Raw genomic sequence first — 12732 nt, 5'->3', positions numbered from 1 at the left:
GAATGAAAAAGGCACTGATTACCGGAGTCACCGGACAAGACGGAGCCTACTTGGCTGAGCTTTTACTAGAGAAAGGCTATGAAGTTCACGGGATCAAACGGAGGAGTTCTCTCCTTAATACGCAGCGTATCGACCATCTGATGGAAGATGCCGGGGTGAACAATCGCCTTCATCTACACTACGGAGATCTAACTGATGCTACAAATCTGATTCGTATCATCCAAGATGTACAACCGGATGAAATCTATAACCTCGCTGCTCAGAGCCACGTCAAGGTATCGTTCGAAACACCTGAGTACACAGCCAATTCAGATGCAATTGGTACGCTGCGACTATTAGAAGCAATTAGAATTTTAAAGCTTGAGAATAAAACAAAGTTTTATCAGGCTTCCACGAGTGAATTATTTGGTAAAGTGCATGAAGTGCCCCAATCCGAATCGACTCCTTTTTATCCACGAAGCCCCTATGCAGCAGCCAAATTGTATGCCTATTGGATCACGATAAATTATCGGGAAGCCTACAATATGTACGCTTGTAACGGCATTCTTTTTAACCATGAATCTCCTCTTCGAGGAGAAACCTTCGTTACAAGAAAAATCACCCAAGCAGCGGTACGCATTAAGTTAGGGCTTCAAGAGAAACTATACCTCGGCAATCTGGATGCGAAACGGGATTGGGGCTATGCTAAAGATTATGTTGAAGCAATGTGGCTAATGCTGCAGCAAGATGAACCTGATGACTTCGTGATCGCTACTGGTGAAACCCATTCCGTGAGAGAATTCGTTGAATTAGCCTTCTCTGAAGCAGGAATCTCCATTGCCTGGATCGGGCAGGGGGTAGAAGAAAAAGGGATTGATTCAAACACCGGCAAGGTCATTATAGAGATACACCCTCGTTATTTCAGACCTACTGAGGTCGATCTTTTACTAGGGGATGCCAGTAAGGCCTTTGAGAAACTAGGGTGGGAATCTAAAGTCACCTTTGAAGAACTTGTTCGATTGATGGTACAGGCAGAACGGGGGAAATATAATGCTCAAAGATGACAGGATTCTGATTGCAGGCGCTAACGGATTAGTTGGATCAGCAATTGTAAGAAAACTTACTGATTTGGGATACACCAATATTCTCGCCCCTACCCGTCAACAACTTAATTTACTGGAACAGCAAAAAGTTTTTGAGTTTTTTGCAGCTGAGAAACCGGACTACGTCTTCCTCGCTGCTGCCAAAGTAGGGGGAATTCTTTCCAACACGATGCTGCCTGCAGATTTTATTTATCAAAACGTCATGATTCAAACAAATGTAATCGAAGCCTCATATCGGCATCAAATAAAAAAACTTCTATTTTTAGGAAGTTCTTGCATCTATCCAAAATATTCTCTTCAGCCCATTAAAGAGGAGTATTTACTCAACGGAGCTCTGGAACCAACAAATGAGCCTTACGCGATAGCAAAAATTTGCGGAATTAAGATGTGCCATGCCTATAACCATCAATACGGGACGAATTTCATATGTGTTATGCCTACAAACATCTATGGACCAAACGATAATTTTGACCCCACTCATTCCCATGTTCTCCCTGCTCTCATACGAAAATTTCACGAGGCCAAAGTAAATGGAAATGAATTCGTGGACATATGGGGAAGCGGTTTGCCCAGAAGAGAATTTTTATATGTAGATGATTTAGCAGACGCATGTGTCTATTTATTACAGCACTACGATTATCGGGATATTGATTCTATTGTTAACATCGGTTCGGGAACTGACTTATCAATCAAACAATTGGCATTAAAAATCAGGGAAGTTGTAGGATTTTCAGGCGATCTTCAATTCGATACCTCCAAGCCCGATGGAACTCCAAGAAAACTGCTTGATGTAAGCAAAATGGATAAACTAGGCTGGAGGGCAAAGACCTCATTAGAAGAGGGCATCCAAAAAACATATTCCTGGTTTACGTCGACCGCCTATTGATGAAATAATAAAGCCACCCTTTCACTGGGTGGCTTTATTATTTCATTGTCCTAATCAGATGATTTGGCAGCACTTATCATGTCCATCGCCATTTTAATGTGCTGCTCCTCTGACTTCCGGCAAACGAGCAACCCGTCTTTCGTAGAGACGATGATGAGATCCTCTACGCCGATCGCAATAACTTTCTGCTCTTCCGCATAAACGATTGAGTTGTTTATATGAAGCGGGTAAACATCACCAAAAATGATGTTCCCTTGTTCATCTTTTGGGAACACCCGCTCCATGGCAGTCCATGAGCCGATATCGTCCCAAACAAAATGGACAGGGATAGTGAACACAGTCGTAGCCTTTTCAAGTATGGCATAATCCACGGATAGTTTAGGCAGAGTTGCATAGACCGTCTCTAAGGGCTCTTCAGATAACCAAAGCTTGTTCCATAAGTCTCTTTGATAAAGCTTCATATAATAATCAATTGTGGATGGCTTCCAAATGAAAATACCGCTGTTCCAATACGTATCCGGCTCAAGAAGCAATTCGCGGGCTCGCTGCTCATTTGGCTTCTCTACGAATTTCAAGACACGTTGGGCTTGGCCAGCGATCGACTCAGAAGCTGCTCGAATATACCCGTATCCCGTTTCTGGACGAGTAGGGACAATGCCTAAAGTAACGATCGACTTCTCTTTTCCCGCTAAACGTTCTGCTTCCAGCAAGGCTTTCATTAATGCTTTATCGTCTGGAATATACTGATCCGATGGCGCCGTTACCAACACATCATCAATACCCTGCTGCAAAAAAAATCGCGCCGTTAATGCTATGCAAGGCCCCGTATCTCTTTGATCCGGCTCAATAATCAAACGGCTCGGATCTAAGTACGGAAGTTGCTCACGAATTAAAGTAATATAGGATGATCTTGCGACTACATAAATATCAGCAGCATCTATATTCTTGCGAAATCGGTTATATGTCATCTGGAGCATGCTATCGCGGGAAGTCAGCGCCAAGAATTGCTTGGGTCTCTCTTCTACACTTCTTGGCCAAAACCGCAATCCTTTACCTCCGGCCATAATCACTACTTTCATCAAGGGTCATCTCCTTCGAAGCAACTAAATGTCTCTTTCATTCTATGCTCGCAACCTATTAGAAATATGGACGAATAACGATTAACGAGACAAATAGTTTCAAGTTACTGCAAAAAGCAGGACCCGCGTACCGCATGTACACTTCTCAATAACAATTTAACTTGTAACATTGCGCGGCCGAGCGTTTACAAAATAGACAATTCTACCTAGTTGCTCGTCCGTATCCGTGATGTTCTTCCAATAATATACTGTATAGAGTTTCAACCATACGTAGTGACGATAGACTATTCTCTAGTTAGAGGTGAGGCAAAAAATGGCAAGCTATCAAATTCAGCGCTGGGACCAGGTACCAACGGCAAATCCGGACACACATATCCCTCCCAAGGTGGAGAAAATCGCAAAAGAGGTCATGGCGCAATATAAAATGCAAGTTCAAAGCAAAACGTTGATTACGACTAAGCCCGATAAAGGTGGCGCCATCTGGAAGCTTGCGACGGATAAAGGACCGCGCAGCTTGAAGCTTCTACATCGTCTTCCTTCAAGAAGTCATTTCAGTATAGGAGCGCAAGATTATTTGGTGAAAAAAGGGGCGCGGGTCCCCGCGCTCGTTCGGACGAAAGATAATAAGCTGTATGTAGAAGCCGGGGGTAAGGCTTGGATTGTTACCGAATGGATTGAACAACTGCAACCACCTTCCAAGATTGATTTAAAGGGTGCTGAGCAACTTTGCTACGGCCTTGGGGAATTTCATCGCAAGTCCAAAGGCTACGTCCCTCCCGCAGCTGCCGCAAAATCCTCTCGTCTGCGCCGGTGGCCTGATTATTATGAAAAGCTGTTGACAAAAATCGGCTGGTTTCAAGATGTCGCAAAAGTGTATAAAAATTATGCAGCGAGCAACAAGCTGTTATCTGTGACGGATACATTTGCAAATCAAGCCCGCAATAGCTTGGAACGTCTTCGAAAATCTTCATACGCCAAAATGGTAGCCAAGGGCGAGGCTCACTGGGGGTTGGTCCACCAGGACTATGGCTGGTCTAATGGACAGCTCGGACCGGGGGGTTTGTGGGTCATAGATTTGGACGGTGTCGCTTACGATCTGCCTATCCGGGATTTGCGTAAATTGATTACCAGCACCATGGAGGACTTAGGCAAATGGGATTTGAAATGGGCGCGCGGGATGATCAATGCGTACCATAAAGCAAATCCGATCGACGCCGAAACCTATGAAATTCTGATGATCGATTTGTCTTTGCCCAATGAGTTTTACAAGCACACCAAGGAAATTTTCCATGAACCTGAAGTGTTCCTCAAGACCGAAGCTGCCAACATGCTGACCCATGTGCTGGAATGTGAAAAAACGAAGTGGAGCGCACTGAAGGAGCTTCAAAAAGATAGTAAAAACTTCAAGTCCGGTAAGTACGGGAAGTAAAAAGAAACCAGCGGAGGTAAGATTGCATGAGAATATTGATGATTTGCACAGAAAAACTCCCGGTTCCTCCTATTCGGGGAGGTGCTATCCAGACTTATATCTCCGGTATAGCCCCTCATCTTGCGCAGAAACACGATCTCACCATCCTGGGGATATCCGATCCGGAGCTCCGTAACCTGGAGACGAAAGACAAGGTTCGCTATGTGCGGATCGAAGGCAATTTTTTTGATGTGTATACGAAAGGCATTATCAAATTTCTGCGCGAAAATGAAAATAAATTTGACGTCATCCACATCTTCAACCGTCCCCTTCTCGTTCTCCCCATTCGAAAAGTAGCTCCCAAAGCGCGCATTTTTCTCAGCATGCACAACGATATGTTTGAACCTCTGAAGATCGAAGCCAAAGAAGCGGAAAAGGTCATCTCGGAAGTTGAAGGCATTACCACGGTCAGCAATTATATTGGCCAACGGATTCGCACGTTGTTTCCTTCCGCCGCTTCCAAGCTGCGTACCGTTTATTCAGGCGTCGATCTGGATCGTTTCATTCCCTACGAACGCTCGAATGCGGCCCGCAAAATACGTGAAATGCTGCAGAAAAAATATAAGCTGGGATCCAGAAAAGTGATTTTGTTCATCGGCCGCATATCGCCCAAAAAAGGAGTAGACGTCCTGATACGCGCCATGAGCGAGCTCAAAAAACGCCATCCCGATGTCGCACTTATTGTGGTAGGAAGCCGCTGGTACAGCGATGAAAAGATTAGCGATTACACCGCCTATGTACGCGCTCTAGCTGCCAAGTCGCCGGTTCCCATTATTTCTACCGGTTATATTCCTGCCGAAAAAATTCACGAATGGTTCTGGGTTGGCGATGTTTTTGTTTGCGCTTCCCAGTGGGAGGAGCCGTTGGCCCGTGTGCATTATGAAGCCATGGCTAGTGGCATGCCCTTCGTGACCACGAAAAGAGGCGGCAATGCGGAGATTATCCAAGACAATAACGGTCTGCTGGTCGAAAAACCGGCTGATCCGAAAGCAATTGCCGCCAAAATAAGCAAGCTGCTCGATAACAAGGCGCTTCGCCAGCAAATGGGAAGAAACGGTCGGGCGATGGCCGAGAAGAAATACGGCTGGAAGCGTGTCGCGAGCGATGTATTAAAGGCTTGGAAAGGTTAACGCCTCCGTAACAGCCTCAGCATCGTACATGATAAAGCCGCCCCTTTTCACAGGAGCGGCTTTACTTTTTCATTATGCGGCAACTCATTTATGCTTTTGTCCCTGTAGCCATCCAGTTGATGATGCCGTAGATTTCTGCCGAGAATCGAGTGCGGACGACTGACAAGATCGCGTAGTTTTCGTACTTTTGCTTGATAACCGCATAACAAGCCGTATGATTCGTCGTCGCGGTCAACACATAATTCATATCGGCGAATGTCTCATCGAAATAGATCTGCACATCGACGATTTCGTCATTCACTTTGAAATCAAATGAAGCGAGACCGAACTGCTGAACCGTGTTCAACTTCGAAGCAGGGAGCTGTATCGTTTTGAAGGACAATTTGCTCTCATCCACGCTACCATCCTCCAGCTTGGAGCCGCTGATCGAGCCGAGCGCAATGTGCTCTCCGTACACGGAGCCGATAACCAGCTTGCTGCCGTCCACACTGCCCGCGGTCAGCTTGCTGCCGCTGATCGCACCTTCTACCAAATGATCGCTGCCCACGGAGCCAATCGCTAACTTGCTGCCATCTATACAGCCGTTCGTTAAATGATCGGCACTCACAGCGCCTGCGGCCAGCTTACTGCCGTCCACACTTCCTGACGCCAGCTTCGCGCCGGTTACCGCATCATCCGCGAGATGGTCGCTGCTTACGGCTCCACTCACGAGCTTGCTTCCATCCACGCTGCCTGCAGCGAGCTTGGATGAGCTTACCGAACCCGTTGACAGGTGATCGCCGTACACGGAACTGGAAGCCAGCTTGCTCGCATCGACGCTGCTGGCCATAAGCTTCGTTCCGCTAATCGTGTTGTCAGCCAGATGCTCTCCTTTCACGACGCCTTTGGCCAGTTTGCTGCCATCTACACTGCCTGCAGCCAGCTTATCTGTGCTTACGGCACCGTCGGCCAGATAATCGCTGCTGATAATCCCGCTTGCCAGCTTACTTCCGTCTATACTTCCTTCTGCCAGATGATTGCTGCTAATTATTCCATGCATAAGCTTATTGCCGTCTATGCTGCCGTCAGCCAATTTACTTCCGCTAATCGCGCCATCCACCAGATGGTCGCTGCGGATTGCGCCGCTCGCCAGCTTGCTTCCATCGACACTTCCTGCAGCCAGCTTCGCTCCTTCAACCGCTCCGTCCGCCAGGTTATAACTCATGACCGCCCATGCAGTCAGCTTACTGCTATCCACGCTGTCCGCCGCCAGCTTCGTTCCGTCTACCGCTCCGTCCGCGAGATGCTCGCCATGCACCGAATTAAAGGTCAGCTTGCTTGCGTCCACACTGCCTGCGGCCAACTTGATCCCGCTCACGGATCCGTCACCCAGATGATCGAACGAAACGGCTCCATGGGCCAGCTTGCTGCCGCTGATCGCACCTTCGGCCAAATGATCGCTGCCCACGGAACCGATCGCTAACTTGCTGCCATCTATACAGCCGTTCGCCAAATGATCGGCACTCACAGCGCCTGCGGCCAGCTTACTGCCGTCCACGCTGCCTGCAGCCAGCTTCGCGCCGGTTACCGCATCATCCGCGAGATGGTCGCTGCTTACAGCTCCACTCGCGAGCTTGCTGCCATCCACGCTGCCTGCAGCGATCTTGGATGAGCTTACCGAACCCGTTGACAGGTGATCGCCATACACGGAACTGGAAGCCAGCTTGCTCGAATCGACGCTGCTGGCCATAAGCTTCGTTCCGCTAATCGTGTTGTCAGCCAGATGCTCTCCTTTCACTATGCCTTTGACCAGTTTGCTGCCATCTACACTGCCTGCAGCCAGCTTATCTGCGCTTACGGCTCCGTCGGCCAGATGCTCGCTGCTTACAACCCCGCTAGCCAGCTTACTTCTGTCTATGATTCCTTCTGCCAGATGATCGCCGCTAATAATTCCATGTATAAGCTTATTGCCGTCTATGCTGCCGTCAGCCAATTTACTTCCGCTAATCGCGCCGTCCACCAGATGTTCGTCTCGGATTACGCCGTTCGCCAGCTTACTTCCGTCCACGCTGCCCAAAGCTAGCTTGGCTCCGCTTACGGCTCCATCAACAAGATGCTCCTCAGCGACGGAACCGAACGTCAACTTGCTGCCATCCACGCTCCCTGCAGCTAATTTCTCTAAACGAATGGCACCATCTTCGATGTGTTCACCATATACCGAGTTGCTCGACAGCTTGCTTGCATCCACACTCCCTACGGCCAACTTTGCTCCCGTTATAGATCCATCCGCCAAATGCTCGTTTTCAACGGCACCAATCTTCAACTTACGGCTATCTACACTGCCATAGGCCAGCTTCTCTCCGCTAACAGCGCCGTCGGCCAGATGCTCGCTCCTGATAGCCCGACTCGCCAATTTGCTGTAATCTACTGCACCATCCGCCAGGTGCTCACCACGTACCTCACCATGCGCAATCTTGTTGCCTGATATACTGTCTTCAGCCAGCTTGCTGCCGCTAATCGCACCGTCCATCAGATGCTCGCTGCTAATTGTGCCGTTCACCAACTTACTGCCGTCTACGCTGCCAGTTGCCAGCTTTGCCCAGCTTACAGCTCCATCGGCAAGATGCTCGCCGCTAACTGCCCCATTCGCCAGCTTGCTGCCGTCTACACTGCCTGCGGCCAATTTCACTGCACTTACGGCACCGTCTTCGAGGTGTTCACCGTATACCGAACCGCTTGCAAGTTTGCTCGCGTCTACGCTCCCTACCGCCAATTTCGCTCCGGTTACAGCTCCTTCAGCGATATGCTCACAGCTTACTGCCCCATTCGTCAACTTGCGGCCATCCACGCTGCCTTCCGCTAACTTTGCTCCGCTTACAGCTCCGTCTGCCAAATGTTCGCCGCTTACAGCGCCGCTTGCCAGTTTTGAGCCGACAACCGCTCCGTCAACCAGATGCTCGCCGGTTACCTCTCCTATAGCCAGCATATGGCCTGATATGCTGCCCGAAGCCAGTTTGCTAAGGCTAATGGCACCGTCCGCCAGGTGTTCGCTTCTGATCGTACCGATGGCCAGCTTATTGCCGTCCACACTGCCTTCTGTCAGCTTTGCTCCGCTCACGGCTCCATCTGCAATATGCTCGCTTTCAATCGCTTTGCTCGCTAATTTGCTGCCATCCACACTGCCTGCCGCTAATTTCGCTGCGCTCACGGCTCCATCAGCCAGATGCTTACCAAATACCGAATTGCTCGCCAGTTTGCTCGCATCCACGCTGCCGGCTGCCAACTTGACGCCGCTTACGGCGCCGTCTGCAAGATGCTCGCCTTCTACAGCGCCACTTGCCAGCTTGCTGGAACTCACGCTGCCTGCCGCGAGCTTCGTACCGCTCACAGCTCCGTCCATCAGATGCGGGCTGCCTACGGCTCCGCTCGCCAGTTTGGTGCTATCTACCGCTCCGTATGCCAGATGCTCGCTGCTTATCACTTCATGACCCAGTTTACTGCCGTCTATGCTGCCTGCACCCAGCTTATTGCTGCTGATCGCTCCGTCCGCCAAGTGTTCGCTGTTGATCGTCCCGCTTACCAGCTTACTGCCGTCCACGCTGCCTGCTGCCAGCTTCGCCCCGCTTACAGCTCCATCAGCGATATGATCGCTTCCTACAACCCCGCTCGCCAACTTGCTGCCGTCCACACTGCCTGTTGCCAATTTCGACCCATTTACTGAGCCATCGGCTAGATGTTTACCGAATACCGAGTTGATCGTCAGCTTGCTCGAGTCCACACTGCTTGCCGCCAACTTGACTCCGCTAACCGCTCCGTCTGCAATATGTTCGCCCTCTACGGCGCCGCTGACCAGCTTGCTGGCATCCACACTGCCTGCCGAGAGCTTTGCTCTGCTTACGGCTCCGTCAGCAAGATGCTCACTATCCACAGATCCTCTCGCCAACTTGCTGCCGTCCACACTGCTTGATGCCAGCTTATCCCCACTAATGGCGTTATCCGCGAGATGTTCAGTATTCACGGATCCAAAAGCCAGTTTACTGCCGTCTACACTGCCCGCTGCGAGTTTCGCACCGTTCACCGCTCCGTCCGCCAAGTGTTCATTGCTTACGGCGCCGCTCGTCAACTTACTGCCGTCCACACTGCCTGGCGAAAGCTTCGCGCCGCTGACCGCTTCGTCAGCCAAGTGATCATTGCTTACGGCGCCGCTGACCAGCTTGCTGCCGTCCACGCTTTCCGCTGCTAACTTTGCTCCGTTCACAGCTCCATCTGCAAGATGCTCGGTACCTACAGCCCCGCTTGCCAACTTGCTGCCGTCGACACTGCCTGCCGCTAGTTTGGCTCCTCTTACAGCATCATCTGCGAGGTGTTCGTAACCTACACTTCCAATTATCAGCTTACTCGAATCTACACTGCCTGCTGCCAACTTAATCCCGCTAACTGCACCGTTAGCGAGATGTTCATTTTCTACCGATCCGCTCGCCAACTTATTGGCATCCACACTGCCTGCCTCTAACTTAGCACCGTTCACCGCTCCGTCTATAAGATGCTCTCTGCCTACAGACTCGCTTGTCAGCTTGCTGGCATCCACACTTCCCGCTGCCAATTTCGCTCCGCTTACGGCTCCGTCCGCCAGATGCTCGCCTCCAACGGATCCCCTTGCCAGCTTACTGCTGTCTACGCTGCCTGCTGCCAACTTCGCTCCGCTCACAGACCCAGCAGCGAGATGATCGCTGTCTACAGATCCGCTTACCAGTTTGCTGCTATCTACACTGCCCGGCGTTAACTTTGCTCCGTTCACAGAACCGTCTGCAAGATGTCGAAGATGAATCGCCCCGGCAACAAGCTTGCTGCCGTGAATGCTCTCATTCGCAAGCTTCGCCGCTGTGATCGATCCATCTGCAATGTGCTCGCTGTTTACAGCCTTGCTGGCAAGCTTGCTTGTCGTCACGCTTTGATCTGCCAGCTTTGATTCCGTCACTGCCTCATTATCTAGCTTAGATGTATTCACAACATTGTCGCTGAGATGGGGTGTGCCAATCGCACCTTCCTGCAGATGATGTGCTGTTATTGCACCGGGTGCAATCTTTTGCTCAGATACAGCGCCATCGGCCAAAATCTCTTCCGTAATGGATTGTTCAACCAGCTTGCTGCCATCCAAGCTTCGGTCTGCAAATACATCAAGCTTAATCGAATTCGCACCAAGGTGTTCGGATGAGATGGAGCCCTGTTTAATATGAGAGCCATCAATAATATTTTCTTGAAGATGACGCGCTTCTATTGTTAATGATGCGATTTTACTGCTTGTTACCGATTCTTCTGCAATTTTGCTCGTCGTTATCGCCTGATCGTGCAGTTGTCTGGTAATGATTTCCTCGTCCGCAATATGTTCTCGATGGATCGCATAAAGCCTGATTTGCTCTTCTCCAACCGAACGATCCGCCAGATGCTCCGTAAATATGGATCTGCTAAGCAAATGCCCGCCATGTATGGCTCTAGGTGCAATTTTTTCCGAGGTAACACTTTCGTCTTTCAGCTTATTCGAATCTACACTCCCGCCCGCTAATTGCTCGCCGGTCACCGATTCCGCAGCAAGCTTGGAAGTCGTAATAGCCGAATCTTTAATATGCCTGCTTTCAATTGCCTGGTCTCGAATATGTCGGGGTTCTATGCTCCCTTCAACGACTTTCTCCGATGTGACAGAAGCATCTTGCAGTAAATTCGAAAGAATGGAACCTGCTCGCAAATGCTCAGAAACAATTTCCCCGGGACGAATATTCTCGGCTATAATAGCCCCTTTGGCAATATGAGCCGATTGAATGGAACCTTCTAACAAATGGCTGGATCCTACAGACTCCTTGGCTAATTTGCTGCCAGTCACCGCTTGATTTGCGAGCTTTTCTTCCGTGACCGATTCCTGCGCAAGTTTATCATTCGTAATCGACTCGCTTTGCAAGTGAAGCGATTCAATTGCATGTTCTATGATATGGATACTGTTTACTTGACTGGGAGCAATGGTCGTGCTTTGCACACTTCCCGGGGCTAAATGCTGATATAGAACGCTGCCCTGCTGTATATGAATGGAACTGATGCTCTCATCGGCTATTTTATCATGCGTGACCGATTGATCTCTTAGCTTATCCGTTGTAATCGTGGCATCGGTAATTTTCGCCGTATCAATAATATAATTGCTCAGATGCTTCGATTGGATGGCTCCGCTTCGAATCTTATCGGCAGTTACGGCTTGATCATCAATCAATTCCGTAGAAATCACCATTTCGGACAAATGATGCGGAAGAATCGAACCGTTAGCTAATTTAATCGAATCAATGACTTGATCGGCCAATTTATCTGCAGTAATGCTGTTATCGACCAGCTTATTCCCCGAAATGGAATGATCGTGAAGCTTTTCGCCAGAGATGCTCTGCATGGCAATGTGTTCATCGTGGATAGCGCTATGTGCTATTTTATCCCGGGTCACACTGGAAGAAGCCAGCTTGGTATGATCTATAGCGAAATCTTTGATGACTTTGGTTCCGATACTTTGTGGTTTGATCTTGCTTTCATCAACTGCACGATTGGCGATCTTATCTGCTGTTATTGCTTCTTCTACGATATCGTCCGTGTAAACAACAGGGGTAGAAGAAGTCATACCTGCTCTTCGCTCAGTAAGTAGAATGAGTGGAGGAGCAGGTGTGGACGAGCGGTTAGAAGGACCGGGTTTTGGAGGTTCGTTTTTTTCTATTACAGGAGTTTCTGATTTGCTGGGCTTGTTGACCAGCTTCGGTACACTCGTTGTAGTTACTGGTTTGACAGGGTCCGGCTCCGTACGATTCCGCTTAGGTTGATCGGGCGGAGTATCCGATTCATCCAACCATTGAAGCTCATTCGTGCTGGCATTCACTCTATGCACATGTTGCTTTCGAGGGACGCCACGGTTGTTGTTCCGTTTGCTCATAGACTCCTCTCCATTTCTTCATGATCTAGTCATTTGTAACATATTCATGCAAGCATAGAGATGTACGTTCGCCCGTAAAAATGTGCGTGTACCCAGGTGCGATTCGTACATATGCAACTTGTATGAATCGTCACCCAGGTGCGATTCGTACTA

At 49.4% G+C, this 12732-nt stretch carries 6 protein-coding genes; 4 read left to right on the top strand and 2 right to left on the bottom strand.

Features of this window, described 5'->3' with window-relative positions:
• The first annotated feature begins 2 nt into the window (after positions 1-2).
• Together gmd and ICC18_RS15575 are read left to right on the top strand one after the other, a co-directional pair.
• On the top strand, positions 3-1043 hold the full coding sequence (gene gmd, locus ICC18_RS15580) for a GDP-mannose 4,6-dehydratase (protein WP_188175370.1): 1041 nt from the start codon (positions 3-5) through the stop codon (positions 1041-1043).
• Positions 1030-1968, top strand: a complete 939-nt coding sequence (locus ICC18_RS15575) for a GDP-L-fucose synthase family protein (protein ID WP_188175369.1) — start codon at positions 1030-1032, stop codon at positions 1966-1968. The genes gmd and ICC18_RS15575 overlap by 14 nt, the downstream gene beginning before the upstream one ends.
• A 50-nt stretch (positions 1969-2018) precedes the next feature.
• Here ICC18_RS15575 and ICC18_RS15570 read toward each other — a convergent pair whose 3' ends face one another.
• Positions 2019-3047 (bottom strand): mannose-1-phosphate guanylyltransferase, encoded by a 1029-nt coding sequence (locus ICC18_RS15570; RefSeq protein ID WP_188175368.1) that lies wholly within the window; start codon positions 3045-3047, stop codon positions 2019-2021.
• Positions 3048-3360: 313 nt separating this feature from the next.
• On the opposite strand from ICC18_RS15570, the gene ICC18_RS15565 reads away from it, so the two are divergent.
• Together ICC18_RS15565 and ICC18_RS15560 are read left to right on the top strand one after the other, a co-directional pair.
• Entirely contained in the window at positions 3361-4476 is a 1116-nt protein-coding gene (locus tag ICC18_RS15565) for a CotS family spore coat protein (RefSeq protein ID WP_188175367.1), read from the top strand.
• A 26-nt stretch (positions 4477-4502) separates the two neighbouring features.
• Entirely contained in the window at positions 4503-5645 is a 1143-nt protein-coding gene (locus ICC18_RS15560) for a glycosyltransferase family 4 protein (protein ID WP_188175366.1), read from the top strand.
• A gap of 88 nt (positions 5646-5733) precedes the next feature.
• Here the strand turns inward: ICC18_RS15560 and ICC18_RS15555 are convergent, their stop codons facing one another.
• Positions 5734-12579, bottom strand: coding sequence for a WIAG-tail domain (locus ICC18_RS15555; RefSeq protein ID WP_188175365.1), 6846 nt, complete (start codon positions 12577-12579; stop codon positions 5734-5736).
• Between the last annotated feature and the right edge of the window lie 153 nt (positions 12580-12732).

The organism is Paenibacillus sedimenti (assembly GCF_014534655.1).
In the GTDB taxonomy this organism is placed as follows: domain Bacteria; phylum Bacillota; class Bacilli; order Paenibacillales; family NBRC-103111; genus Paenibacillus_E; species Paenibacillus_E sedimenti.
The sequence above is the reverse complement of the archived record's forward strand: the minus strand, read 5'-3'. Positions and strand labels throughout refer to the sequence as shown.